The organism is Rathayibacter sp. Leaf296, assembly GCF_001423045.1.
Lineage (GTDB): Bacteria > Actinomycetota > Actinomycetes > Actinomycetales > Microbacteriaceae > Rathayibacter > Rathayibacter caricis.
In genome coordinates this window covers 1164764-1190256 of sequence record NZ_LMNR01000002.1, presented here as the reverse complement: position 1 = coordinate 1190256, position 25493 = coordinate 1164764, and the positions used below count along the sequence as shown (strand labels likewise).

Genomic DNA, 25493 nt, shown 5'->3' with positions numbered 1-25493 from the left:
GCCGACTCCGCCGGCGCCGCCTGCGGATGGGGAGCGGCCGACTCCGCCGGCGCCGCCTGCGGACGGCGAGCGTCCGACTCCGCCTGCGGATGGTGAGCGTCCGACTCCGCCGTCGGACGGTGAGCGCCCGACGCCTCCGGCCGACGGCGAGCACCCCGCCCCGTCTGCCCCGCCCGCCGAGGGCGACCAGCCGGACGCCTCCACCGAGACCCCGTCGCTCGGCAGCTGACCGGCCGGACCGCCGCAGGACATCAGCCACGAAGGGGGTCTGTCCGCTGTCAGCCGACAGACCCCCTCGACAGCTGACGTTCTGCAGGGCGCTGCGCTCCGAGGAGCGGCGGGAGCGGCCCGCGTTGACGTCGAGCTGCGGATGACCGAGCGCTGTTCCTCGGATCGTGGACGGAGAGCCCGGCGGAGGGGTGGATACCTCCACCACCAGTGGAATAGAAACCCGCAGTGGCAGGCTGGAAACCTGACCGCAACACGGTTTCCCCGTGCATCGAGGAGCGGGCGGTGCGCGGCCGGGGAAATCCTCCGTGCGACGAGGCGGCCGAGCGCCCGACTGCGGTCGACTGGAACCCGCCTCCCCCGGCCCGCCCCCTCCACCATCCGACGCCTCATTGGAGCCCGCATGCCCCTCACCGTCCTCACCCGGTCGCGTCGCCGCGCCGTGCTCGGCGCGCTCGCCGTCGCCCTGGCCACCACGACCGCCCTCACCGCCTGCTCGAGCGGCTCCGACGCGAGCGCCTCCGGCTCGGGCGAGGAGGGCTCGTTCGGCGAGGCCGCGATGCAGCTCTCCTGGGTCCCCCACGTGGAGTTCGCGGGCGAGTACCTCGCCGACGCGAACGGCTACTTCGCCGACGCGGGCTTCGACTCCGTCACCCTCACGCCCGGCGGCACCGGCGCGACCGGCGCCGAGACGGCCATCGCGAGCGGATCCGCGTTCGCCGGCGTCTCCTCCCCGCTGATCACCGGCCCCGCGATCTCGGAGGGCGCCGAGATGAAGATCGTCGGAGCGACCTACCAGAAGAACCCGTTCGCGATCGTCTCGCTCACCGACGCCCCGATCGAGACCCCCGAGGACATGGTCGGCAAGACCATCGGAGTGAGCGACAGCAACGATCTCGTCTGGCGCGCGTTCCTCGCCGCCAACGACATCGACGAGTCCGACGTGAACCGCGTCCCCCTCACCGACTCGACGCTGCTCACCACCGGCCAGGTCGACGGCTACATCGGCTACGCGACCGCGGGAGCGAACACGCTCAACCAGCGCGGCTTCTCGGCCCAGCAGTTCCTGCTCGCCGACACCGGCCTGCCGATGGTGGGCGAGACGATCGTGGTCGCGCAGTCCAGCATCGACGACGAGCGCGAGAAGGTGAAGGCGCTGCTGCTCGCCCTCGTGCAGGGCTGGCAGGACGCCGTCGCCGACCCCGAGGCGACCGCCGAGACCGTCGTCGCCGACTACGCGGCCGACCAGAACTACAAGGTGGAGGAGCAGGCGCAGGTCATGGTCACCCAGACCGAGCTGATCAGCACTCCCGAGACCGACGAGAACGGCCTGCTCACCATCAGCGACGAGCTGCAGGAGCAGTCGGTCGCCTCCCTGGCGCTGACCGGCATCGAGCTCGACGCCGACGAGCTCTTCGACACCACGCTGATCGACGAGGTCTACGAGGAGCACCCGGAGCTGCTCGAGGGCTGAGCCCCGAGCACTCCCTGACGACCCGCGCGAGAGGACGAGACGTTGACCACCATCGAGAACGGCACCGAGGGCATCCGCCTGTCGAGCCTGAGCAAGCGCTTCGACCTGGGCTCCCGGTCGGTGCAGGCGCTCGCCGAGGTCGACCTCGTCACTCCGCGCGGGTCGTTCCTGTCGCTGCTGGGCCCCTCCGGCTGCGGCAAGTCCACGATCCTCCGGATGCTGGCCGGGCTCGAGAAGCCGACGACCGGTTCCGTCTCGATCCACGGCACTCCCGTCGTCGGCACGAAGCGGAAGGCCGAGCTGGGCATCGCGTTCCAGGACTCGGCGCTGCTGCCCTGGCGCTCGGTGCGCTCCAACGTGCGGCTGCCGCTCGAGCTGACGAGGCAGGCGTCCAAGCGCGACAGCATCCCGGACCTGCTCGACCTGGTCGGGCTGACCGGCTTCGAGGACGCCTACCCGTCGCAGCTCTCGGGTGGCATGCGCCAGCGCGCCTCGATCGCGCGCGCCCTCGTGGTGCAGCCCGATCTGCTCCTGCTCGACGAGCCGTTCGGCGCGCTCGACGACATGACGCGCCAGCGTCTCAACCTCGAGCTGCAGCGCATCTGGACCGCGCGGCCGGCGACCACCCTGATGGTGACGCACGGCATCGCCGAGGCGATCCTCCTCTCGGACACGGTGGCCGTGATGTCGCCCCGACCCGGCCGGATCGTCGAGGTCATCGACATCGACCTCCCGCGTCCGCGCACCGTCGAGATGCTCCGCAGCCCCGAGTTCCACGCGATCGAGGACCGCATCACCGACCTGCTGTTCTCGCGGCAACACGGCGTGGCGATGGAGGACGAGGGGTGACCTGGCTGCGCACGAACTGGCGAGTCCTCGCCGGCCTCGCGGTGTTCGTCGCGGTCTGGTGGATCCTCGCCGAGACCGTCTACCGCGAGAGCCGCGCCGTGCCGAGCCCGGGCGCGATCGTGGCCGCGTTCCTCCGCGACGGTCCCCTCTTCTACCTCCGCAACGTCGGCGACACCGTGCTCGCGGCCGGCTGGGGCTATCTCTGGGGCACCCTCGCGGCGCTGGCGCTCGCCGTCGTCGCGCTGCTGCTGCCGTGGACGCACCGGGTCGTCGAGCAGATCGGCGTGATCAGCCACTGCCTCCCGCTGACGGCGGTCGGACCCGTGATCCTCGTGATCTTCGGCGGTCGGACCACCTCGATCTTCCTGGCCGCGCTGCTGGTCTTCTTCACGACCCTGATCGGCGCGCTGCTGGGCGTCCGCTCGGCGCCGCGCACCGCGCTCGACCTCGTCTCGGCCTACCGCGGCGGCCGCTGGGCGCAGATCGTGAAGGTGCAGGCCGTCGCGGCCGTGCCCGCGACGCTCACGGCGCTCCAGGTCGGCGTGCCCGCGGCGATCCTCGGCGCCGTGCTCGGCGAGTACCTCGGCGGAGTGACGACGGGCCTCGGAGTCGCGCTCGCGGTCGCGCAGCGCCAGATGGACGTCGAGCGCGCCTGGGCCTTCGCGGTGCTGAGCGGAGTCGTCACGATCCTCGGCTACGCGCTGATCGCGGCCGTCGGGCGCTGGGTCATGCCGCGTGTGACCGGCACGCCGCGCGCCACCCGCCGCTCGGTCCTGCGCCGCACGGGAGGAGTCGTATGAGCACCGCCGCCCGCACCCCCGCCACGCGCACCCCCGCCCGCACCCCCGCCCGCCGCGCCCGCGCCCGCGACCTCACTCCGCGCCTCGCGCTCCGCATCGTCCGCGCCGAGCTCGTCCCGCTCGCGATCGCCGCGCTGCTCGCGATCGCGTTCTGGTACGCGTTCCTCGCGATCGCCGACATCTCGCCCCTCCTGGGCAAGACGCCGACCGATGTCGCGACCTACCTCTTCGTCGAGGCCGACGCCGCCGAGAACCGCGCGATCGTCTTCGGCAACCTCGGCGTCACGGCGCTCGACGCCCTGATCGGCTACGCGGCCGGCATGCTCGTCGCCCTCGCGATCGCGGTGCTCTTCGTGCTCGTCCGCTCGCTCGAGGCCACGGTGATGCCGATCGCGATGCTGCTCAAGTCGATGCCGCTGATCGTGGTCACTCCGCTGATCACGCTGGCGATCGGCAACGGGCTCGCGGCGGTCGCCGTGGTCGGAGCGGTCGCGGTCTTCTTCCCGGCGCTCGTCACCGTGGTGTTCGGGCTGCGCTCGCTCTCGCGCGAGTCGTTCGAGCTGGTGACGGTCTACGGAGGCTCGCCGCTGGACGTGCTGCTCAAGGTCGCCCTGCCGACCGCGGTGCCGGCGATCTTCGCGGCGGCCAAGGTGGCGGTCCCCTCCGCTCTGAGCGGAGCGATGCTGGCCGAGTGGCTGGCCACGGGGAAGGGCCTGGGCGGAGCGGTGCAGCGCGCCTCGGCGGGCTTCCGCTACGACGAGCTGTGGGCGTCGCTCGCGGTGATCACGGCGCTGGGAGTCGCGGCCTACGCCGTCGTGGCGATCGGCGAGAGACTGGCGGCCGTCCGCTTCGGCGGACAGGACTGAAGGAGCGGCATGAGCGGCAACACCATCACCGGCACGATCTGGGACGGGCGGCGCGCCCTCGGCACGGCGGCCCTCGCGTGGAACGGCGACGAGATCGTCTCCGTCGACCCCGTCGAGGCGCACGGCACGGAGGAGGGTCTCTCGATCATCCCCGGCCTCGTCGACACCCACGTGCACCTCGGCGCCTACTCGGGCGCAGGCACCGCCGACTTCGCCTCCTGGCCTCTGATCACCCCGCGCGAGGAGCGGGTGTTCCACATCGCGAACAACGCGCGCAAGGCGGCCCGCGCGGGAGTCACGACCCTGCGGGATCTCGGCGCCGACGAGCTGCAGATGACGGTGGCGCGGATGTTCGAGCAGGGCATCGCCGACGGGCCGCGGCTCGTGACGCACGGCGCGGTCGGCATGACGGCCGGACACGGCGACCTGTTCGTTCCTCCGCACTACCCGCACCGCGACCGCGTCGCCGACAGCCCCGACGAGTGCCGGCGGCTGGTCCGCACCTGGGCGCGGGCGGGCGCCGACGGCATCAAGATCTACACGAGCGGCGGAGTGCTCTCGATGGGCGACCGGGTCGGCTGGCGCAACCAGACCGACGCCGAGATCGCCGCGACGATCGACGAGGCGCACGCGCTGGGCATGCCCGTCGCCGCGCACACCCACTCCGTCGAGGGCCTCGACCGCGCGCTCGCGCTCGGCGTCGACTCGATCGAGCACGGGACCGCGATCGGGCCGCAGCACTGGGCGACGCTCGTCGAGCGGAATCTGCCGGTCGCTCCCACCCTCTTCATCAACGACGTGATCGCCGCGGGTCGTGCGCCGTCGTCCCCGGAGGCGTCGCTCAAGGCGCAGGACGTCGTCGCCACCCGCGACGCCGGGTTCCTCGCGGCGGGCGAGGCCGGGGTGCGCTTCGTGCTCGGCACCGACGCGAACGGCGTCTACGTCGACTGGGGCGAGCAGCTCGACGAGGTGCGGCGGATGCGCACCGCCTTCGGCTGGAGCTCGGAGCGGGCGCTGATCGCGGCGACGTCCGACGCGGCCGCCGTGGTCGGGCTGGGCGCGCGCGTCGGGCGGCTCGCGGCCGGCTTCGGCGCCGACTTCGTCGTGCTGCGCGGGCGCCCGTGGGAGAGCATCGACGACCTGCGGGCCGAGAGCATCGTGGCCGTCGTTTCCCGCGGCCGGGTCGTGTCGGGCGCGCTGCCGGAATCGCTCCGATGACCGCCGCACCCCGCCGGTTCGTCTCGGCCGAGGCGCTCGGTGCGCCGCGCGGGGCCTACAGCCACGCGGTCGAGGCGCACGGAGTGGTCTACGGATCCGCCATCGGACCGTTCGCGCCGGGTGACGGCTCGGTCCCCGAGGGCGTCGCGGCGCAGACCGCCGCCGCGCTCGACAACATCGAACGGCTGCTCGGCACCGAGTTCGGCCTGGAGCTGGGCGACGTGGTGCGGATCACGATGATCCTCACCGACTTCGAGCGCGACTTCGCCGCCTCCTCCGCCGTCTACGCCGAGCGCTTCCCCGTCGATCCGCCCGCGCGCACCGTGCTCGGCGCAGCGCTGCCCGGACCCCTCGTCGCGATGGACTTCATCGCGACGGCCCGCTGAACAGGAAGGCCCCCGTGACCCTCGACTCCTTCGTCCGCGGCCTGCCCAAGGCCGAGCTGCACGTGCACCTCGAAGGCACCCTCGAGCCGGATCTGCGCGTGCGCCTCGCCGAGCGCAACGGCCTGCCGGTGCCCGCCGCGCTCTCGCACGACTTCGACTCGCTCGCCTCGTTCCTCGCCGTCTCCTACCCGGCGATGGACGTGCTCCGCGAGGAGCAGGACTTCTACGACCTGGCGACGGAGTACTTCGGCCGCGCCGCCGCCGACGGGGTCGTGCGCGCCGAGGTGTTCTTCGACCCGCAGGCGCACACCTCGCGGGGCGTACCGTTCGAGTCGGTGATCGGCGGCTACCACCGCGCCGCCGTCGACGCGGCCGGGCTCGGGATCGACGCGGGGCTCATCCTCTGCTTCCTGCGCGACCTGTCGGCCGAGAGCGCCCGCGAGACGCTCGAGCACGCGCTGCCGTTCGCCGACCGCCTGATCGGCGTGGGGCTCGACTCCGACGAGCGCGGCAACCCGCCGGCGAAGTTCCGCGAGGTGTTCGCGCTCGCCCGTGAGGCGGGGCTCCGCCTGACCATGCACTGCGACGTCGACCAGCCCAACAGCGTCGAGCACCTGCGCCAGGTGCTCGAGGAGATCGGCGTCGACCGGATCGACCACGGCACGAACATCGTCGAGGCGCCCGAGCTCGTCGAACGCGTGCTCGAGCGCGGACTCGCGCTGACCTGCTGCCCGCTGTCGAACTCGTTCGTCTCGAGCGACATGAAGGCGGTGGAGCTGCGCGCGCTGCTCGAGCGCGGCGTGCGGGTGACGGTCAACTCCGACGACCCCGCCTACTTCGGCGGGTACATCGCCGACAACTACCTCGCGCTGGCCTCCCGCGCGGGCTTCACCCGCGACGAACTGGTGCAGCTCGCGCGCAACTCGGTGCTCGGCTCGTGGGCGTCGCCCGAGGTCCAGGAGGAGCTGCTCGCGCGGATCGACGCGCACGCGGCGACGGCGTAGGGGCTCCGCGCAACGACCCGCAGCCGTTGATGGCGCCTAGCGTCGCGTGGCGTTGTGGAGGTCGAGGTGGCGTGCGACACTTGCCCGGTCGGTCCATCGCGGTGGATCCGGAAGTGAACCCTGGGAGATCCCGTACGACGGGGCCCGGGGTTTCGCGTTTCCCCCTCCGGTCAGACCTCGATGAGGGTGAGCCTCGAACGGAGCGGGTCGAGCAGGTCGGCGTTCCCGATCCTGTCGTGCGTGAGGGCCCCGCAGACGATGTCCGGGATCCAGAGCAGAGGCTCCGCCGGACCCGGCTCGTGGTCCATGCGCAGCGTCCCGTCGACGGCCTTCTTCGCGCGCAGCGAGTCGAGCAGTGCGCGGTCGAGGCGGTCGGCCGGTCCACGTGACTCCAGGATCATCTCCTCGACGCCGAGGACGTGGAGTTCGTAGCAGAGCCTCTCGAGGCAGAGGCGGCGACGGCGCTCGATTCGAGTGGATGCGTCTCCGACGCGGACGACCACGAGGTACTCGCCTCCGGCGTCCGCGATCGCATCGACGAGTGCCGTTCGTCCCGCGTCGGTGGACTCCTCATGCCAATGCACCTTCTTCTGCCCAGGCCGCTTGAGTGCGAGCATCCGACCACGGTGCCGATCACGGTCGTCGTCCGCTAGCAGGGCGGCGCACAGCAGGTAGGTTCCGGGATCGATGTCCTGGCGCGACTCCGATTCGTCGATGTACGCGGTGACCCTCACGCCGCCTCCTCCTCATCCGGAGGGACGTCGTGGGTGCTCAGGGACCGGGTGTCGGAGCCGGGCTGCGGTCGGCGTTCGGCGTTCGAAGCATCGGCCGAGCGAGGGCGGGAACGGGTCTCGGCGTCACTCTGCACCTGCCCAGGGTGGCCGTGGATCGACCGCGACGCCTCGCTGGCGCGACATGGCTCGTGCACTGTGCAGGGGCTCCCGCGGCGCGACTCCCGCGGCGCGACTCCCGAACGCGTCAGAGGTACCGCAGCGCCAGGTGCAGGTCGACGCGGTCGGACATCGAGCCGAGGTCGCGGCCCGTCAGCGCCTCGATGCGCTGCACGCGGTAGCGGAGGGTGCTGGCGTGCAGGTGCAGGAGGTCCGCGGCCCGGCGCCACGCGCCTCCGCTCTCGAGGAACACGCGCAGGGTCTCGACCATGTCGGAGCGGTGCTCGTCGTCGTAGCGGACCAGCTCGCCGAGCACCTCGCGGGCGAACGCGGCGCGGGTGCGCGGGGAGACCAGCTCGAGCAGAGCGTCGCTCGAGACCGGCACCGTGTGCGCGAGCACCGTGACCGGGTCTGCGGAGGAGCCGGCGGCCGCGGTCGCCCGGGCGCGGGCGGCGAGCAGGGAGGCTCCGAGCTGCCCGACGGAGCGGGAGCCGTCACCGACGCCGATCGACACCCGGCGTCCGCGCAGGAGCCACGGCTCTGCCTCGACGGCGGCGCGGAGGGCGGGCCCCGGCTGCCTCTCCTCGTCGTGCGGATCGCCCAGGAGCAGCACCGCGCCTCCGTCGAGTACCCCGCCGAGGGCCAGGGCGTGCTCGCGCTCGCCCGCCTCGCGCAGCGGCCGCAGCAGCGCCTCGGGAGGGAGCGACGGATCGTCCGAGCGGGCGAGCACCACCCGCAGCGGCGCTCCGAGCCGTGCCCCGAGCAGCCGGAGTCGCACCGAGACCTCGCCGTCCGGCAGCTCGTCGTTCTCGACGGAGCGGAGCAGGTCGAGCAGCGGACCCGCCGCCTCCTGCTCGCGGCGGCGGGCGAGGGCGAGGCGACCGGCCACGGTGCTCGCAAGCAGGTCGGCGGCGTCGGCCGACTCCTCCGACCAGCCCCTCTGATCGCCGGTCACCACGAGCACGCCGAGCCGCTCGCCGGAGGAGGAGAACAGGGCCTTCCGGGACAGGGTCCGGCTGCCGGGCGCGACGTCCCAGCGGTCGTCGGAGGAGGCGAGCGAGGCGTCCCACGCGGATCCGGACTCGGCGGGGGACGGCATGCCGCCTGCCGACGCGACGAGGACGCCGGAGCGGTCGATCACCCAGCTGCCGTGCGCGAACTCCTCGAAGTAGGCGCGGAGGGCGGCGTGCACGCCCTCGCCCGCGGCGAGGTCCTGGAGCAGCCTTCGCGCGAAGCGGGCGTCGCGGCCGAGCGTCGGCAGGTCGGCCTGCGCGAGCACCCCCGCGACGGTCTGGCCGATCGTCTTGAAGGAGACCTCGGGCGAGACCGTCAGCAGCGCGACCCCGTGCCGCCGGCAGACCTCGGCCATGCCGACGGGCAGCGTGCCGACGGCGATGAGGCCGACGACGATCGCCACGACTCCGCGGTCGGCGACCTGGCCGACGAACCGCTCGACGCTCTCGCGGCCGGAGGTCCACAGCGCGCTCGTCAGCACGACGTCGCCGGGGGAGAGGAAGCGGCCCGGATCGGGGAGGTCGATCGTGTAAGTGCCCGAGATCGCGCGCGAGAGCTGCACCTCGTCGCCGGTCACCAGGGTCAGCTGGAGCTCGGGATGGGTGAGGAGCTCGCGGACGTTCACGCTGGGGCGGCCTCTTCGATCGTCGGACCCGCGACCGGGCGGGGACTCCAGACTACGGGCGCGGCGGCGGGCCGCCTCGGAAACTCGGCTGAGAGAGGGGTCTCTCGGCTGTCAGGCGACAGACCCTCTTCTCGGCTGATGTTCTGCGCGGGCCTCCGCCGGAATCGGCGCCTGCACGACGGAGGAGCCGGCTCCCGGGACGCGCAGGGCGTCTCGCGGGAGCCGGCTCCTCGGCTCAGTGCTGTCAGCGCGCGGTGCGGCGGCGTCCGAGTCCGAGCGCGACGGCGCCGGCGGCCAGCAGGCCGAGGGCCGCGGCGGCGAGCCAGCCGCCCTCGACTCCGGTGCTGGCGAGTCCGCCGGTCGGCTTCGCCGGGGTGCGCGGCGGGACGGCCGCGGCCGGGGTGGTGGCGTGCGGAGCCGGCGCGGCGGTGGGGGCCGCGGTCGGGGCCGTGGTCGGCGCGACCGTGGGCTCGGCGGTGGGTGCCGTGGTCGGCTCACCCGTCGGCACCGGCGTCGGCTCCGGCGAGACCGCCGCGCCGAACACCGACTCCGCCGAGCCGAGCGACGCGAGCACGGTCTCGCCGTTCGCGTCGTCGACCGCGTCGTTGTCCGTGACCACGAAGACCTCGCCCGAGCCCGTGATGCCGAGCCCCTCGAGCTTCTCCTGGGTCCAGCCGGCGCCCGCCTCGAGCGCCGGCAGCACGTCGGCCGCGAGCGTCTTCTCGAGCATCGGCAGCTCCTCGCCGACCGCGGCACCCGCACCCGTGGGGAGCGGGACCGTGTAGACGGCCTTGAGCGACGCATCCGGACCGTTGCGCTTGTCGCGCTCGATCACGGCGAGCGTGCCCGCCGGGGTCAGCGTGATCTCGGAGAGGCCGTTCCAGTCGCCCTCGACTCCGGACGGATTCTCGAGCGGGTAGCCGAAGAAGCTCCAGGTGCCGGCGGCGACGTCGTAGCGGCCGAGGCGCACCACTCCTGCGGCGTCGATCGAGGCCTCGCGCTGCAGCGCGGTCCAGACGATCTCGCCCTCGGCGCCGGTCTCGATCGTGACGCCCTCGAAGCCCTGCGAGCCGAGCGCGTCGGCAACCTCGGCGGGGAAAGCGATGCGCTCGAGCACCGCGGCGGACGCGTCGAGGCGCAGCAGAGCGTTCTCGGGTCCGGTCTCGCCCTCGGTCACGGCCCAGAAGCCGCCGTCGGCGCGCGCCGCGAGGCCCTCGAGGTCGAGGGCGGCCGGCTCACCGCCCTCGGTGACGGTCGTCGTCGCATCCAGCACCGCGGGGGTGACGGAGGTGTCGATCGAGTGGATCGTGCTCGGCACGTAGGCGCTGTCGCTCACCGCGTAGAGGCGGTCGGCGTCGGCCGGGTCGGTCGAGAGCCCCGAGAGGGCGCCCCAGGGCAGCGGCGATCCGTCGGCGTCGGCCGAGACGAGCGTGGGGAACGCGGGGGCGGAGGCGCCGAGCGCGTACAGCTGCACGGTCGCGCGCAGCGCCGCCTCGGCGTCGTCGGTCTCGCTCGAGACGACGAGCAGGTCGCGCTCGGGCAGGGCGAGCAGCCCCTCCGGACCGGGCGTCGACGGCAGCGCCTGCACGAGGCGCGGCGCGGTCGGGTCGGAGACGTCGTAGACCGCGACGAAGTTGGCGCGCTCGGCGCCGACGAAGACGTAGGGCACGCCGTCGAAGGTCGCCGAGAGCAGGCCCTCGGGCTCGGAGCCCTTCGCGTCGGAGCGCTTGTCGGGGTAGAGGCCGAGGCTCACGGCGAGGTGGTCGAAGGTGTTCCCCGCGTCCCACTGCACCGCTCCGGTGGCCGCGTCGAGGATCGACCAGCCGCGCGTGCCGCCCTTCCAGTCGCCCTCGTTCGCGATCGCGACGTGCGCGTCGCCGACCCAGCCGATGGCGTCGGGCTCGCGCGGCACGTCGGTGATCGAGCCGGTGAGCGAGATCGTGTCGTCGTCGAGCGTGTCGATGCCGTCGACCGAGACGGTGCCCGCGGAGTAGGAGGTGAGGACCTCGCGCGAGGCCAGGTCGACGATCGCGACGGCGTTGTTCTCCTGCAGGGTCACGGCGACGGCCGTGTCGGCGGGGTTGATCGAGACGTACTCGGGCTCGGGGTCCTCGGGGGTGTCGAGGCCCGCGAGTCCGGTGAGGGAGACGTGCTCGGCGACCCAGGCCGAGGGGTCCCCGGCCAGGTCCATGACGACGAGCTCGCCGGCGGGCGCCTGCGGCAGGTCGCCCTCCTCGGCGCCCTCGGGGGTGAACTCCTCGTCGCGCTGGTTCTCGATCGCGATGACGGCGGTGTCGCCGGCGGTGGTGACGTCGATGGAGTCGGGCTGCCCGCCGAGCTCGATCGTCGCGACCGGCGCGAGGTCGGAGGCGTGCAGCACGCTCACGTGACCGGAGGGGTTCGCGAAGTCGCCGTCGCTCGTGTCGACGACCGCGAGGACGTACTCGCCGGTCGCGTAGACCGAGGTCGGCTCGCCGCCGACGCCCGTGCCGCCGAGCGGCTCCGGCGACTCGGGGTCGCTGATGTCGAGGACGTTGATGCGCTGACCGGCGGAGTCGGTCGAGTAGACGAGGCGGCCGTCGGGCGACGCGCTCGAGATCTCGGCGACGGCGGAGTCGACGGCCGGGTCGGCCGCATTGAGGTACGCGGGCACGGTCGCGATGCGGGTGAAGAAGGAGTCGCCGCTCGCCGCGGCGGGCAGGGCGGCTCCGAGCGTGCAGCTCGCGAGGGTGAGGGCGATCGCAGCGCCGGCGGCGCGACGGGGGGCATGAGAACGGGACACGGGTCTCCTGAACGGGTTCGAAGGGAACCCGTCCACGCTGGTCGGCCCGGGTGAACGCGCGGTCGCCACGACGTGAACGCGCGGTGCCTGCGCGGGGGAGGGTGGGTCTCGATGCGCCGCTGCGCGGCTACTCGACCAGGGGTGGGCGTCGGAACTAAGGCTGGGCGTGGGGATGCGGGCGAGCGTGGGCGGATCGATCGGCTCAGCCTTAGTTGTGAGGGCGAGGGGGCTCTGATGCTCGCTGATCGAGTAGCCCGCGGAGCGGGCGTATCGAGATCCCCGTGGTTGAGAGGGGTGGGTCCCGATACGCCGCTGCGCGGCTACTCGACCAGCAGGGGAGCGGCCGCCAGCCCCGCGGCCGCCGTTCCCCACGCCGCCAGCGCCGAGCGCACGCGCTCGTCGCGCGCCAGCCCCTGCGCCTCGGCGTACGCGCCCTCCAGCACGTCGTCGATCCGCACGCGCGCGCCCGTCTCGGAGGAGCGCACCGCCGCCTCCACCATCGCCAGGCTCCGCACGTTCGCGTGCACCTCGCCCGACGGCGTGCGCCCGGTGCGCAGCGCGGAGACGAACTCGGCGAGCGAGCCGCGGATCTCCTCCGGCACCGGGTCGAGCACTCCGGTCCGCGCGAGATCGGACTCCCGCTCCTGCAGCTCCGGCGCCCCGTCCCCGTCCCAGCGCGCCGTGCCGCCCGCGCCGTTCACGCGCCAGCTGCCGTTCCACGACGTCTCGAACCCGTCGGCGCACCAGCTGCCCGTGTAGGTGAAGCGCACCCCTCCCGCGAACTCGAATACCGCGGTCGCCGCCGCGCCGTCGGCGTACCAGCTCCACTCCGGGTTGTACTCCTCGCAGTACACCGACACCGGGTCGCGGTCGAGCACGTACCGCGCCGCGTCGAACGCGTGGATCGCCATGTCGACGAGCAGCACGTGCGGCATCTCCTCGCGGAACCCGCCGAAGTGCGGGGCCTTCGCGAACTCGACGGAGGCGCTGCCGAGCGTCCCGAGCTCGGCGACCTGCGCGCGGAACGCGGCGATCGCGGCGTAGTAGCGGCGCGACTGGCTGGTCATCAGAAGCCGCCCCGAGGCCTCGGCGGTCGCGGCGAGCACCAGCGCCTCGGCGACCGTCGGAGCGATCGGCTTCTCGCAGAGCACCGGCAGCCCGGCGAACAGCGCCTCCGTGCTCACCGGCAGGTGCGCGCGCGGCACGGTCACGTTGACCACGGCCTCGGCGCCCGAGCGCGCGGCGACCTCGGCGACGGAGGTGCCGATCGCGATCGGAGCGACCCCCTCCTCCGCCGCGGCCCGCTCGGCGAGGTCGGTGTCGAGGTCGACGAGGCCGACCAGCTCGACGTCGGCCGAGTCGCGCAGTGCGTGCAGCCAGGCGCGCCCCATCGCTCCCGCGCCGACCTGGACGATGCGCACGGGAGCGCTCATCGGACGAGCGCGCCCTCGTAGTCGTGACCGTTGTGGAAGTCCTCGGTCTCGTACCGCTGCAGCACCGGCAGAGTGCGCTCGGGGCGGAGGGTGCGCGCCCACTCCACTCCGTTCGCGATCACGCGCCGCACGTCGGGGTGGTGGTAGACGGGGTAGTCCTGGTCGCCGGGCGAGAAGAAGAACACCTTGCCGTGCCCCCGCTTCCAGGTCATCCCCGAGCGGAACACCTCGCCGCCCGAGAACGTCGAGAGGAAGATCAGCTCGTCGGGCGCGGGCACGTCGAAGAACTCCCCGTACATCTCCTGCTGCGGGATCACGAACGGGTGGGGCACGCCCTGGGCGATCGGATGCGTCGGGTCGACGGTCCAGACCAGCTCGCGGTCCTGCTCCGATCGCCAGCGCAGCGTGCAGGTGGTGCCCATGAGCTTCCCGAAGATCTTCGACCAGTGGCCGGAGTGGAGCACCACCAGTCCCATGCCCGAGAGCACGTGGCGGTGCACGCGCTCGACGACCTCGTCGGCGACCTCGCCGTGCGCGGCGTGCCCCCACCAGACGAGCACGTCGGTGGCCGCGAGGACCTCCTCCGTCAGACCGTACTCCGGCTCGTCGAGCGTCGTGGTCGACACCTCCGCGCGGTCGCCGAGGTTCTCGGAGACGCCCGCGGCGATCGTCGTGTGCATGCCGTCCGGGTAGATCGCGCGCACCTCCTCCTCGATCTGCTCGTGGCGGTTCTCGCCCCAGACGAGGACGCGGACGGGGGAGGAGGGTGTGGTCACGGGAGGATCCTTCGGGAGTCGGCGATGACGGAGCGGTGACGGAGCGGTGACGAGCGGTCGTCAGCGGGAGAGGCGTCCCGCGGTTAACCGCTTTACCGCACGATCCAGGATGATGGACGTCGCGGCTGCCCGTCAACCGCGGAGGAGGAGCGTCATGGCGACCATGCGCGACGTGGCCGACCGCGCCGGCGTCTCGATCGCGACGGTGTCGTTCGTGGTCAACGACTCCAAGCCCGTGACCGCCGAGACACGTCGCCGCGTCCTCGCCGCGATGGAGGAGCTCGACTACCGCCCGCACGCCCTCGCGCGAGCCCTCGCCCGCCGCCGCTCGATGATCCTCGCCGTCGTGTTCCCGCTGGTGCGCCCGCGTCTGCTCAGCACCGCGACTCTCTTCTTCGCCGGAGCGGCCGAGGCGGCGGCCGAGCGCGGCTACTCGATCGTGCTGTGGCCCGCGCTCGACTCCTCCGAGCGTCTCGCCGGCCTCCGCGCCGACGGGCTGGTCGACGGCGCGGTGCTGATGGAGGTGTCCCTCGACGACGAGCGGGTCGACGTGCTGCGCACCTCGCGCACCCCGTTCGCGCTGATCGGCCGCACCCGCGACCCCTCCGCCCTCGACTGGGTCGACATCGACACCGAGGGCATGGTCGAGGAGGCGCTGACGCGTCTCGCGGGCCTCGGCCACGCGCGCATCGCCCTGGTCCTCGGCGGCCCCGAGCGGATCGAGGGCTTCGGACCGAACGCGCGCGCCCGCGACGCCTTCCGCCGCGGAACGGCCGCGCGAGGTCTCTCCGGTGCGCTGCTCGAGACGGAGGAGTCCGCGGCGGGCGGCCGCGCGCTGGCAGGCCGCCTCGGCGGGGTCACGGCCGTCGTGGTGTTCGACAGTGGAGTCGCCCTCGGCCTCGCCCACGAGCTGCGCCACCGCGGAACGACCGTGCCCGACGACCTCTCGATCGTGCTGCTCGCCTCGACGCCCGAGGTCGCCGACCTCGGCGACCCCGCGCTCGACGTGCTCGTCTCGCCCGCGCACGAACTCGGGCGGAGGGGAGTGGAGACGCTGCTCGCCCGCCTGGAGGACCCCGCGGCTCCGCTCGTGCAGGAGCGCATCGGCGGCGCGTGGCGCGAGGGCGGCTCGGTCGCGCCGGCGCCTCAGTCGGCGATCGAGCGGAGGTAGCGCTCGCGCCAGTCTCGCGGCGCGAGTCCGTAGCGGGACGAGAACGCACGACTGAACGCCGACGCCGACGAAAATCCCGAGCGCGCACCGATCCCCGCGACGCTGATCGTGCTCGTCCGGTCCCGCTCCATCAGCGAGCGCGCCCGCGCCAGCCGTGCCTCCGTGATCACGCGCGCCAGCGTCGTCCCCTCGGGCTCGAACGCCTTCTGCAGCGTGCGCGACGAGACCGTCAGCTCGTCCGCGACCGAGGCGGCGGTCAGGGCGGGGCTTCCGCACGAGAGCTCGACGATCCTCCGCGCCCCGGCGACCAGAGCGCCCCGGGCCGTCTCGGGGGCGGTTCGGCGGCCGAGGAAGTCGTCCACGAACGCCGCCGTCAGGTCCAGGATCGAGTGCGCGAGGGCCGCTCCGGAGGCGGGGCCGAGGTCGTGCTCCATCCGCATGGCCTGCGCGGCGAGCGACCCGATCATCAGCGGCAGCCCCTCCGTCAGAGGGAACACGGTGCGCGAGACCGCGTCGACGTCGGAGGAGGAGAGCCCGATCGCCTCGCGGTCCATCCGGATCGACAGCGAGCGGAAGTCGGGCGTCATCGCGAAGCCGCTGACCCGCGGCATGTGGCTCATGGTCATGACGCCCGGTCGGCTCTCGAGGTCGTGGTAGGTCCGCTTCGAGACGATGGCGCCGTCGGTGACGAACGCCCAGACGAGTGCGTCGCCGGGGTCTGAGTAGCCCGCCGACGGAGGATCGCCCGGCCCGGGCGCGCGGGTGTGCACGAGCTGCACCGGTCCGAGTGCGCGGCTGCGCACCACCGTGGCCGCCGTGGGAGCGAAGCCCGAGCGACCGCGCACGGCCTGCCGGAGGAACACGTGGGCCGTCCTTCCCCGCCCGGCCGGAGGAGCCGCGCCGGACAAGCGTGCCGCCTGAGTCGACCGATCGCAAGAGCGCTCTCATGACGCCGGCCGCACGGCGACCAGTCGGTTCCCGCCTCGGTGAGAGCGCGCCCACGCCGCGGCGGGAGCATGGGGCGTCCGCTCCCTGGACGCCGATCCCCTCCTCGAGAAAGAGACCGATGCCGTACTTCACGACCTCCGACGGAACCGAGATCTACTACACGGACCTGGGCTCGGGTCAGCCCGTCCTGCTCAGCCACGGCTGGCCCCTGTCGTCCGACGCGTGGCAGGTCGAGCTGAAGCTGCTGGTCGACAACGGCTACCGCGCCATCGCGCACGACCGCCGCGGGCACGGCCGCTCGTCGAAGACCGCGACGGGCAACGACATGGACACCTACGCCCGCGACCTGGCCGAGCTCGTCGAGCACCTCGACCTGACCGACCTCGTCGTCATCGGCCACTCGACCGGAGGCGGCGAGGTCGTCCGCTACGCCGCGCAGCACGGCGTCGGCCGCGTCGTGAAGGTCGTCACCGCCGGCGCCGTGCCGCCGCTGATGGTGAGGACCGAGTCGAACCCCGACGGCCTGCCGATCGAGGTCTTCGACGGCATCCGCGCGGGCGTGCTCGCGGACGCATCGCAGTTCTACATCGAGCTGACCGAGGCGTTCTTCGGCGCGAACCGCGAGGGCAGCACCGTCTCGGAGGGAGCCAAGCGCGACTTCTGGCGCCAGGGCATGCTGGTCAACCTGTCCGCCGCCTACGACTGCGTCGCCGCTTTCTCGGAGACCGACTTCACCGCGGACCTCGAGGCCCTGACTGTGCCGATCCTGCTCGCGCACGGCGACGACGACCAGATCGTGCCGATCCACGACGCGGCGCTGAAGTCGATCGAGCTCGTGCAGAACGGCACCCTCAAGATCTACGAGGGCGCCCCGCACGGCATCGCCGGCGAGTACCAGGCGAAGCTCGACGCCGACATCCTGGCGTTCCTGGCGGAGTAGCCGCTCCCGATCCCCGGCTCGCGGGATCGCGTCCGGCTCGTGGGGACCAGGGGGTCTCGCGAGCCGGAGCGGTCGCCGCGTGTCGGAGGTCCTGGCACCCGCCGCGTCAGGACGCGCTCACGGCACGATCGCGTCGATGTAGCCGCCGTCGACCCGCACCGCCGCGCCCGTGGTCGCCGAGGCGAGCGGCGACGCGAGGTAGACGACCATGTTGGCGATCTCCTCCGGTTCGATCAGCCGCTGCAGCAGCGAGTTCGGCCGGTGCAGCCGCATGAACTCGCGCTGCGCCTCGTCCCAGGGGAGGGAGGCATCGACCAGCTCGTGCACGAAGTCCTCGACGCCGCCCGTGTGCGTCGGCCCCGCGAGCACGCTGTTCACCGTGACTCCGGTGCCCGCCGCGGCCTTCGCGAAGCCCCGCGACACTCCGAGCAGCGCCGTCTTCGACACCCCGTAGTGGATCATCTCGGCCGGCGTCGCGACGGCGGAGTCGCTGCCGATGTACTGCACGCGCCCCCAGCCCCGCTCGATCATGCCGGGCAGGTAGGCGCGGGTCAGGCGCACGCCGGTCAGCACGTTGACCTCGAAGTAGCGCCGCCACTCGTCGTCGCTGATCGTGAGCGGATCGGCGCTGCCGAAGATCCCGAGGTTGTTGACGAGGACGTCGACGGTCGGAACCGCCTCGAGCAGCGCGGCGCTGCCGTCGTCGGTCGCGAGGTCGGCGGCGACTCCGCGGACGGACGCCTCCGCCATCTGCCGCAGCACCTCCGCGATCGCCGTGTCGATCGAGCCCTGCGAGCGGGCGTTGACGACGACGTCGGCCCCGGCCCGGGCCAGCCCGACGGCGATCGCCAGCCCGATGCCCTGACCGGATCCGGTGACCAGTGCCGTCTTCCCGGTGAGATCGATCGCGATCATGCTGCTCCGTTCTGCGGCGCGCGAGGTGCGCGCCGTGCCTCCGATGGTGGCGGGCCGGAACGCGAGACGGAACCCCGGAAGGGCGAGTGCCGCGACTCCGGCGGCGCCTGCACACGGGCGTCGACCTCCACCGCTAGGCGGACGACGCCAGCGCGATCCCGACGACGACGACCAGCAGGAGGGCGACCGACCCGAACCCGATCAGCAGGGCGAACGTCGTCGGGTGCGTCTCCCGGAAGCTCATCGTCCCGGGGATCAGCTCGTTGATCTCCCCGGGGCTCAGCGTCTTCTCCTCGACCGGGGAAGCAACGACCTCCCGACGAGCGGCTCCGGTCCTCTCGCGGCCCCTCCTGCCACGGGCGCGGATCCCGCGGGCCGCGGGAGGGATCGGCGTCTCCACCGCGGCGACCACCGCCCGCAGATCCTCGAGCTCCCAGTCCGACCCGCGGAGCCGGAGCGACCGGGTCCCGTCCGACAGGAACAGGACGAGGGAGGGAGGCAGCCGGATCCCCTCGCTGTTCGGGCCGGCGGCCACCCGGGTGAGCAGCGCCGCCAGCGACGGATCGGCGCGCTCGAACGCCACGACCCGACCTCGCGCGTCCGTGTACTCGATCGCCCGATCCGAGATCCGGAGTGACGCAGTGGCGAGGAACCGCCGGTTGCGGACCCGCAGCACCCCGACGATCAGCACGGCCACGGCGGTCGAGAAGCCGTACAACCCGAGGTAGACGACCATCGCGCCGGCGGGATCGTCGGACGCGACGACTCCCCAGACGGTCCCCGCCAGCAGGACCAGCGCGGGGAGCACCGCGACCGGCCTGAGCCGTCGCGACTCCTGCGTCTGCCGGGCTCTCGAGGGCCGGAACTCGCGAGGAGGCCGGGCGTCCGGCCGCCCCGCGCGCCGCCACCACATCAGCGCTGCCATCCCATCAGACGGAGGAGGGTGCCGGGGAGCCGGTGCGGTCGCGGCTCCGGAGACGGTCGTCGAGGGGGCGGCGCATGGCGACAGGGTAGCGGGGCTCCGGGCTGCACGGTCTTGCGCCCTCCCGCGCCCCGCGCGTACCGTGCTGGGGTACCTCGTCGCGAGCCGCGACGTCGGTGCGGCCACCTCACCGGCCGACCGGACGGCTCGCGGACACGGGGGCTCCTCGCACGGAAGACGGTCCTTTGCGCATCAGCACCGGTACTGCGTCCACGACGCAGACGCTGACCTCGCACTGACGACCCCCGAGCCCGCCCGCTGAGGGCGAGGCTCCCGCACGCCGGGAGCCCGGTGGTCGTCGCGCGCCGACACACCATCACCGGGAGCACCGTGCCCTCCATCACCCCACCCTCCGTCGTCCTCACCGACTGCTCGTTCGCCTGGCCCGACGGCGACGTCGTCCTCGACCGGGTCAGCACCGCGTTCGGCCGCGGCCGCACCGGGCTCGTCGGAGCCAACGGCGCCGGCAAGTCCACGCTCGTCCGGCTCGTCACCGGCGACCTCGCTCCGACGCACGGCACCGTGTCGACGACGGGGCCGGTCGACCTGCTGCCGCAGCGGCTCCGGCGCGGACCCGACGACACCGTCGCCGATCTGCTCGGGATCCGCGGGAAGCTCGACGCCCTGCACGCGATCCTCGGCGGCGACGCCGATCCGCGGCACTTCGAGGTGCTCGACGACGACTGGGACCTCGACGCCCGGGCGGTCGCCGCGCTCGGGGAGGCAGGGCTTCCGGAAGACCTGCGCCGACCCGTCGCGACCCTCTCGGGCGGGCAGGCGGTCCTCACCGCGGTGACGGGCGTCCGCCTCCGGAACAGACCGATCGCGGTGCTCGACGAGCCCACCAACGACCTCGACCGACGGTCGCGCGGCCTTCTTCTCGACCTCGTCGATCGGTGGCGCGGCACGCTGATCGTGGTCAGCCACGACCGCGAGCTGCTCGAGCACGTCGACGAGATCGCCGAGCTGCGGGGCGGCGCGCTCCGCACCTCCGGAGGCACCTTCTCGGACTTCGAGGAGCGGCTCGCCCTCGAGCGCGCCGCGGCCGAACGGGATCTGCGCGACGCCGACCAGCTGCTCCGCGCCGAGAAGCGGCAACGGATCGAGGCCGAGACGACGATCGCGCGGCGGGCGAAGGCGGGCGCCCGATCGGCGGAGTCGATGCCCAAGATCCTCGCGAACGCCCGGAAGAACAGGGCCGAGGGGACCGCCGGGCGCCTCCGATCCGGTCACGGCGAGGCGGAGGCGCGCGCCCGCGAGCAGGTCGACGCCGCGTCGCGCGCGGTGCGGGACGACGACGCGGTGCGCATCGAGTTGCCGCCGGATCCGGGGGTGCCGGCGGGGCGGCGACTGGCCGAGATCACGGTGCGGGGGCGCACCACGGTGCTGAAGGGGTCCGAGCGGATCGCCGTGGTCGGCGCGAACGGCACGGGCAAGACGACGCTGCTCGAGCAGCTCGTGCGGGCGGAGGCGCGTCCGCATCCGATCGCCGGCACGCACGCCACCGCGCTCACCGACCGCCTCGGCTGGCTCCCGCAGCGCCGGGAGGGGCTGCTCGACGACGCCCGCACGGTGCTCGAGCACGTCGCGCGCGCGGCCCCCGCGGTGCCGACCGGCGAGCTGCGCAACGCGCTCGCCCGGCTGCTCCTCCGGGGCGCGATCGTCGACCGGACGGCGCAGACCCTGTCGGGCGGCGAGCGGTTCCGCGCCGCCCTCGCAGGGCTCGTGCTCGCGCAGCCGGCTCCGCAGCTGCTCGTGCTCGACGAGCCGACGAACGACCTCGACCTGGCGACGACTGACCACCTCGTCGACGTGCTCGCCGCCTGGCGGGGCGGACTGGTCGTGGTCAGCCACGACGAGGCGTTCCTGCAGCGGCTGGGGCTGGACGGGAGGGTGGTGCTCGACGCGCCGACGGGGCTCGTCAGCCGCGGCGACTCCGGATGATCAGCACGGCCCGAGCTGCACGTGTGCCTGCATCCTTGCTGATCGAGTAGCCCGCGCAGCGGGCGTATCGAGATCCCTGGCGTCCCATGGCTCGGGTCAGAGGCCCGACCCGCTGACGGGGGTGGGTCTCGATACGCCCCTGCGGGGCTACTCGACCAGCAGGAATGGCGACGGGCTCCCCCTCTTCCTCACCGAGTCGCATCCCGGTGGATCGGCGGTCCCGCGGGCCCGTCATCGCGGGACAGGCGCGACGGGAACGAGGAATCCGCCGGGCTCGTCGAGTGTCGGCTCGACGTACTCGGCCGGCAGCGTGTACCGGTCGGTGCCGTAGCCGGTCACCTCGAAGACCTCGTCCTCGATCGTGCCGATGAGGAAGGCGGAGTGGATGAGGGTCCCGTCGGGTGCGCGTCGGGGAGTCCCGGACGCCGAGCCTTCGTGGCGTCGGTCGTCGCTCTGGACGACGACGAAGCCGCCGGGCGCCTCCTCGAGGCCGTCGGGGTCGATCCCGACCGTCTCGATGCCGTCGAAGCACGGCTCGTCGGGGCCGTCGAATCCCGGGTCCCTGTCGAACGTGCAGAACTCCATCGATCCGTCGGGAGCGACGTGCAGATCGCCGTACGCGCCGACCAGCTCGGGCTCCGGAGCGGCGGTGCAGGCGGCGAGGCCGCCCAGGAGCGCGAGCGCGGCGACGGTGCGCGGCATCCGCCTCACGACGCCACCGCCAGCGTGCAGCGGTACCGCGGGCGGTCGGGCCAGCGCGGGTCGACGGGGGCGGGTCCGTCCGTGAATCCGAGGCGCCGGTAGAAGGCGATCGCGTCGTCGTCGGTGCGGGCGACGATCACGGCTCCCGGATGCGTCCGCTGCAGCTCGCGGACGAGGGCCGATCCCCGCCCGCGCACCAGCGAGGCGAGGTACTCGATCTCGAGGCCCTCCTCGACGGGTCGCGCGGCGGCGAACGCGTCCAGCCGGCCGTCCTCGACGACTCCGATCACTCTCAGCGCCGGCAGCTCCTCGTCCCGGAGGCGCACGAGATCCTCGTCCGGCAGCTCGGCGGCCAGCCGCAGCAGCTCGAGGAACCGCGGCGACGCGAGGTCGGAGGGGGCGAGGTCGCGGATCGGCACGCCTCCGATCCTGGCCGATCGGGGCTCGGGAGGGAACGCCGAGCTCGTCGACGGTGCTCGGTGGCACCGTCCGAGCCGGTCCGTGCGCGCATCCCCCGGTATCGAGTGGACGCGAAGCGGGCTCTGGGGCGAGCGCGGGCCCCGTTCTGCGTCGAGTCGGGATGTCGCGCTGTGTCGAGTGGACGCGAAGCGGGCTCGGGTGGCGTCGACTCCGCAGAAGTCGTCGTACTCGCGCTCCAGTACGACGACTTTCGAGGAGTGGGACCGACCTCAGCCCGCGTGGTGCCGCCCGATCGGCAGCACCAGCGGCGTCCGCGAGACCGGGTCCTCGATGATCCGCGACTCCATCCCGAACACCGCGCGCACCGTGTCCGACGTCACGACCTCGGCCGGCGTCCCCGAGGCGTACAGCGCCCCGGCGCGCACCGCGAACAGGTGGTCCGCGTACCGCGCCGCGAGGTTCAGGTCGTGCAGCACGATCACGATCGTCGTGCCGCGGGTGCGGTTGAGGTCGGTGAGCAGGTCGAGCACCTCGATCTGGTGCGAGACGTCGAGGTAGGTGGTCGGCTCGTCGAGCAGCAGCACGTCGGTGCGCTGGGCGAGGGCCAGGGCGATCCAGACGCGCTGGCGCTGGCCGCCCGAGAGCTCGTCGACCGGGCGGTCGGCGATCTCGAGGGTGCCGGTGGCGCGCAGGGCGTCCTCGACGATCGCGTCGTCGTCGGCGGAGGAGCCCCGGCCGAACCAGCCGCGGTGCGGGTAGCGGCCGCGGGCGACCAGGTCCGACACCGCGATGCCCTCGGGGGCGATCGGGGTCTGCGGCAGCAGCCCCACCTGCGTCGCGACCTGCTTGGTCGGGAGCGTGTGGATCGCCTGCCCGTCGAGCAGGACGGCTCCGGTCCGCGGAGTGATCAGCCGCGCCATCGCGCGCAGGAGCGTCGACTTGCCGCAGGCGTTCGCTCCGACGATCACGCTGATCGCGCCGGTGGGCACGTCGAGCGACAGGCCGTCGACGACGACACGCTCGTCGTAGGCGAGCGTGACGGCATCGACCGAGAGCGTGCGGTGCGCGGAGTCGGAGGAGGCCCCCGCGGCGGACGGGGCGGGCGTGGTCGATGCGGTCACAGAGTGCCTCCGGTGCGGTTGCGGCGGGCGAGGAGCCAGAGCAGGAACGGGGCGCCGAGCGCGCCCGTCACCACTCCGACGGGGAAGCGGGCGCCCGAGAAGGCGAGCCCCGCGACGTGCTGGGCGACGAGGTCGGCGGCGAGCACCACGACCACCCCGACGAGAGCGGAGGGGACGAGCAGGGACCGCGCATCGGGCACGAGACGCCGCGCGATCGGCCCCGACACGAAGGCCACGAAGGCGATCGGACCGGTGGCGGCGGTCGCGACGGCGACGAGCCCGACGGCCACGACCAGCAGCGCGGCGCGGTCGCGGCCGACCCGGACGCCCAGGGCGGTGGCGGAGTCGTCGCCGAGCTGCAGCATCCGCAGCCGGCCCGAGAGCAGCAGCGCCAGCGGCACCAGCACGAGCATCGCCAGCGCGAGCGGCGGCACGCCCGGCCACAGCGCCTGGTTGAGGCTGCCGGTCAGCCAGCGCAGCGACTCCTGCACGTCCTCGAAGTCGGCCCGCGTCTGCACGTAGGCGATGACGCTCTGGAACATCGCGCCCACCCCGATGCCGATCAGGATCAGCCGTGCGCCCGCGACTCCGCCGCTTCCGGCCAGCCCGGCGATGACGAGCGCGGTCAGCAGGCCGGCGGTGACGGCGATCACCGAGACGGCCGCGCCCGACAGCCCGAGGAACGCGATCGCGACCACGGCCGCGGCGCTCGCCCCCGACGTGATGCCGATGATGTCGGGGCTGGCGAGCGCGTTGCGCAGCAGCGTCTGGAAGATCACGCCGCCCATCCCGAAGCCCGTCCCGACCAGCACGGCCGTGATCGTGCGCGGCAGGCGCAGCGTGCCGACCGTGAAGGACGCTCCGGGAACGGTGTCGCCGAGGACCACCCGGACGACGTCGACGGGGGAGTAGACGGTGGTGCCGACGCTGAGCGACACGAGCACGAGAGCCAGGGCGAGGGCGGCGAGGACCGCGCAGCCGATCGCGGTGCGGCGGGCGCGCAGGGTCCGCCCGGCCACGATGCCGCGCGCGTCTCCGGGGCCGTTCCGGGACGAGCGGAGTGGCGTGGCCGCGCTCACAGGGCCCTCACCTTCGAGCGGCGCACGATCGCGATCAGCACGGGGGCTCCGATCAGGGCGGTGACGATGCCCACCTCGACGTCGCTCGGCCGGGCGACGACGCGGCCGACGACGTCGGCGGTGAGCAGCAGCAGGGCGCCGAGCAGGGCCGAGGCGGGGAGGAGCCACGCGTGCGTCGGCCCGGTCAGGCGGCGCGCGAGGTGCGGGACCACGAGGCCGATGAATCCGATGGGCCCCGCGACGGCGGTGGCGGCGCCGCACAGCAGCACGGCGGCGATGCCGGCGACCAGGCGGATGCGGCCGACGCGGCGGCCGAGGCCGGTCGCGAGGTCGTCGCCGAGCGCCAGGGCGTCGAGGCCCCGGGCGCTGGCCAGCGCGAGCAGCACGCCGACGGCGAGGAACGGCAGGACCTGCAGGATCCCTCCGGTCTCGGCGCCGCCGACTCCGCCGACCTGCCAGAAGCGGAAGCGGTTGAGCGTCTCCTCCTGGGTGAGCAGCACGGCGCTGATCAGCGAGGTGAGCGCGGCGGCGGTGGCGGCGCCGGCGAGGGCGAGCTTCAGCGGGGTCGCTCCGTCTCGGCCGAGCGAGGCGACGGCGTAGACGAAGGCGCCCGCGGCGGCCGCGCCGAGGAACGCGAGCCAGATGTACTGCGGGAGGGTCGTCACTCCGAGGACCGAGATGCCCAGGACCACCGCGAGCGACGCCCCGGCGTTCAGACCCAGGATGCCCGGGTCGGCGAGCGGGTTGCGCGTCATGCCCTGCATGACGGCGCCGGCCAGGCCCAGGGACGCGCCGACCAGCAGGGCGAGCACGGTGCGCGGCACGCGGTTCTGCACCGCGGCGTCGACGATGGACGCCGGGTCGGGCGAGGTCAGCGCCGGCCAGACCTCGGCGAGCGGGATCTCGCGCGAGCCGAAGACCAGCGA

At 73.4% G+C, this 25493-nt stretch carries 23 protein-coding genes; 10 read left to right on the top strand and 13 right to left on the bottom strand.

From position 1 onward, the window contains the following. Positions 1-631 precede the first annotated feature (631 nt). From ASF46_RS15775 to add, 7 genes are read left to right on the top strand one after another with little or no spacing between them, the layout of a single operon-like run. On the top strand, positions 632-1702 hold the full coding sequence (locus tag ASF46_RS15775; protein WP_056868408.1) for an ABC transporter substrate-binding protein: 1071 nt from the start codon (positions 632-634) through the stop codon (positions 1700-1702). A 42-nt stretch (positions 1703-1744) separates the two neighbouring features. Continuing rightward, positions 1745-2551 carry an ABC transporter ATP-binding protein gene (locus tag ASF46_RS15770; protein WP_056868407.1) on the top strand — a complete coding sequence of 269 codons (807 nt, stop codon included), beginning with the start codon at positions 1745-1747 and terminating at the stop codon, positions 2549-2551. Continuing rightward, the gene (locus ASF46_RS15765) at positions 2548-3351 is read left to right on the top strand and encodes an ABC transporter permease (protein WP_200919726.1); all 804 of its coding nucleotides are present in this window, start codon (positions 2548-2550) and stop codon (positions 3349-3351) included. The genes ASF46_RS15770 and ASF46_RS15765 overlap by 4 nt, the downstream gene beginning before the upstream one ends. After that, positions 3348-4217, top strand: coding sequence for an ABC transporter permease (locus ASF46_RS15760; RefSeq protein WP_082485553.1), 870 nt, complete (start codon positions 3348-3350; stop codon positions 4215-4217). Before ASF46_RS15765 ends, ASF46_RS15760 begins: the two co-directional genes overlap by 4 nt. 9 nt (positions 4218-4226) lie before the next feature. Further along, positions 4227-5435 (top strand): amidohydrolase family protein, encoded by a 1209-nt coding sequence (locus tag ASF46_RS15755; RefSeq protein WP_056868406.1) that lies wholly within the window; start codon positions 4227-4229, stop codon positions 5433-5435. After that, the gene (locus tag ASF46_RS15750; protein WP_055789420.1) at positions 5432-5821 is read left to right on the top strand and encodes a RidA family protein; all 390 of its coding nucleotides are present in this window, start codon (positions 5432-5434) and stop codon (positions 5819-5821) included. Before ASF46_RS15755 ends, ASF46_RS15750 begins: the two co-directional genes overlap by 4 nt. 14 nt (positions 5822-5835) lie before the next feature. Then, entirely contained in the window at positions 5836-6825 is a 990-nt protein-coding gene (gene add / locus ASF46_RS15745; protein ID WP_056868405.1) for an adenosine deaminase, read from the top strand. Positions 6826-6995: 170 nt separating this feature from the next. On the opposite strand, the gene ASF46_RS15740 is transcribed toward add, so the two are convergent. From ASF46_RS15740 to ASF46_RS15720, 5 genes are all read right to left on the bottom strand, one after another. Continuing rightward, on the bottom strand, positions 6996-7559 hold the full coding sequence (locus ASF46_RS15740) for a hypothetical protein (RefSeq protein ID WP_056868404.1): 564 nt from the start codon (positions 7557-7559) through the stop codon (positions 6996-6998). Between the two features lie 244 nt (positions 7560-7803). Next, positions 7804-9354, bottom strand: coding sequence for a PucR family transcriptional regulator (locus ASF46_RS15735; protein WP_056868403.1), 1551 nt, complete (start codon positions 9352-9354; stop codon positions 7804-7806). A gap of 244 nt (positions 9355-9598) precedes the next feature. After that, positions 9599-12136, bottom strand: coding sequence for an esterase-like activity of phytase family protein (locus tag ASF46_RS15730; protein ID WP_082485552.1), 2538 nt, complete (start codon positions 12134-12136; stop codon positions 9599-9601). A gap of 320 nt (positions 12137-12456) precedes the next feature. Next, positions 12457-13557: a Gfo/Idh/MocA family protein gene (locus ASF46_RS15725; RefSeq protein ID WP_235576965.1), complete on the bottom strand. Its 1101-nt coding sequence runs from the start codon at positions 13555-13557 to the stop codon at positions 12457-12459. Between the two features lie 8 nt (positions 13558-13565). Next, complete coding sequence (locus ASF46_RS15720; RefSeq protein ID WP_056868401.1) at positions 13566-14345, bottom strand: ThuA domain-containing protein; 780 nt, start codon at positions 14343-14345, stop codon at positions 13566-13568. A gap of 154 nt (positions 14346-14499) precedes the next feature. On the opposite strand from ASF46_RS15720, the gene ASF46_RS15715 reads away from it, so the two are divergent. Then, positions 14500-15516: a LacI family DNA-binding transcriptional regulator gene (locus ASF46_RS15715; RefSeq protein ID WP_082485551.1), complete on the top strand. Its 1017-nt coding sequence runs from the start codon at positions 14500-14502 to the stop codon at positions 15514-15516. Here the strand turns inward: ASF46_RS15715 and ASF46_RS15710 are convergent. Next, the gene (locus tag ASF46_RS15710) at positions 15492-16379 is read right to left on the bottom strand and encodes a helix-turn-helix domain-containing protein (RefSeq protein ID WP_056868400.1); all 888 of its coding nucleotides are present in this window, start codon (positions 16377-16379) and stop codon (positions 15492-15494) included. The genes ASF46_RS15715 and ASF46_RS15710 overlap by 25 nt on opposite strands. A gap of 203 nt (positions 16380-16582) precedes the next feature. Between ASF46_RS15710 and ASF46_RS15705 the strand changes: the two genes are divergently transcribed. Next, complete coding sequence (locus ASF46_RS15705; protein WP_056868399.1) at positions 16583-17404, top strand: alpha/beta fold hydrolase; 822 nt, start codon at positions 16583-16585, stop codon at positions 17402-17404. A gap of 117 nt (positions 17405-17521) precedes the next feature. On the opposite strand, the gene ASF46_RS15700 is transcribed toward ASF46_RS15705, so the two are convergent. After that, positions 17522-18316 (bottom strand): SDR family NAD(P)-dependent oxidoreductase, encoded by a 795-nt coding sequence (locus ASF46_RS15700; RefSeq protein WP_056868644.1) that lies wholly within the window; start codon positions 18314-18316, stop codon positions 17522-17524. A 136-nt stretch (positions 18317-18452) separates the two neighbouring features. After that, on the bottom strand, positions 18453-19127 hold the full coding sequence (locus ASF46_RS15695) for a hypothetical protein (protein ID WP_056868398.1): 675 nt from the start codon (positions 19125-19127) through the stop codon (positions 18453-18455). Positions 19128-19631: 504 nt separating this feature from the next. Here ASF46_RS15695 and ASF46_RS15690 point away from each other — a divergent pair. Next, on the top strand, positions 19632-21245 hold the full coding sequence (locus tag ASF46_RS15690; protein WP_056868643.1) for an ATP-binding cassette domain-containing protein: 1614 nt from the start codon (positions 19632-19634) through the stop codon (positions 21243-21245). 231 nt (positions 21246-21476) lie between these two features. On the opposite strand, the gene ASF46_RS15685 is transcribed toward ASF46_RS15690, so the two are convergent. The 5 genes from ASF46_RS15685 to ASF46_RS15665 form a co-directional block, all read right to left on the bottom strand. Continuing rightward, a complete protein-coding gene (locus tag ASF46_RS15685; protein WP_056868397.1) occupies positions 21477-21947 on the bottom strand; it encodes a hypothetical protein in 471 nt (156 codons plus the stop codon). Positions 21948-21952: 5 nt separating this feature from the next. Next, positions 21953-22366: a GNAT family N-acetyltransferase gene (locus ASF46_RS15680; RefSeq protein WP_056868396.1), complete on the bottom strand. Its 414-nt coding sequence runs from the start codon at positions 22364-22366 to the stop codon at positions 21953-21955. A gap of 270 nt (positions 22367-22636) precedes the next feature. Then, a complete protein-coding gene (locus tag ASF46_RS15675; RefSeq protein ID WP_056868395.1) occupies positions 22637-23488 on the bottom strand; it encodes an ABC transporter ATP-binding protein in 852 nt (283 codons plus the stop codon). After that, entirely contained in the window at positions 23485-24567 is a 1083-nt protein-coding gene (locus ASF46_RS15670; protein WP_056868394.1) for a FecCD family ABC transporter permease, read from the bottom strand. Before ASF46_RS15670 ends, ASF46_RS15675 begins: the two co-directional genes overlap by 4 nt. After that, positions 24564-25493, bottom strand: a 930-nt coding sequence (locus tag ASF46_RS15665; protein WP_082485550.1) for a FecCD family ABC transporter permease, incomplete at its 5' end; no start/stop codon positions are given. The genes ASF46_RS15670 and ASF46_RS15665, both read right to left, overlap by 4 nt.

Coding starts and splice junctions, on each gene's coding strand:
- ASF46_RS15685 (WP_056868397.1), bottom strand. CDS start 21,947: ATGCCGCGCACCGTCGCCGCGCTCGCGCTCCTGGGCGGCCTCGCCGCC.
- ASF46_RS15755 (WP_056868406.1), top strand. CDS start 4,227: ATGAGCGGCAACACCATCACCGGCACGATCTGGGACGGGCGGCGCGCC.
- ASF46_RS15715 (WP_082485551.1), top strand. CDS start 14,500: ATGGCGACCATGCGCGACGTGGCCGACCGCGCCGGCGTCTCGATCGCG.
- ASF46_RS15750 (WP_055789420.1), top strand. CDS start 5,432: ATGACCGCCGCACCCCGCCGGTTCGTCTCGGCCGAGGCGCTCGGTGCG.
- ASF46_RS15705 (WP_056868399.1), top strand. CDS start 16,583: ATGCCGTACTTCACGACCTCCGACGGAACCGAGATCTACTACACGGAC.
- ASF46_RS15760 (WP_082485553.1), top strand. CDS start 3,348: ATGAGCACCGCCGCCCGCACCCCCGCCACGCGCACCCCCGCCCGCACC.
- ASF46_RS15775 (WP_056868408.1), top strand. CDS start 632: ATGCCCCTCACCGTCCTCACCCGGTCGCGTCGCCGCGCCGTGCTCGGC.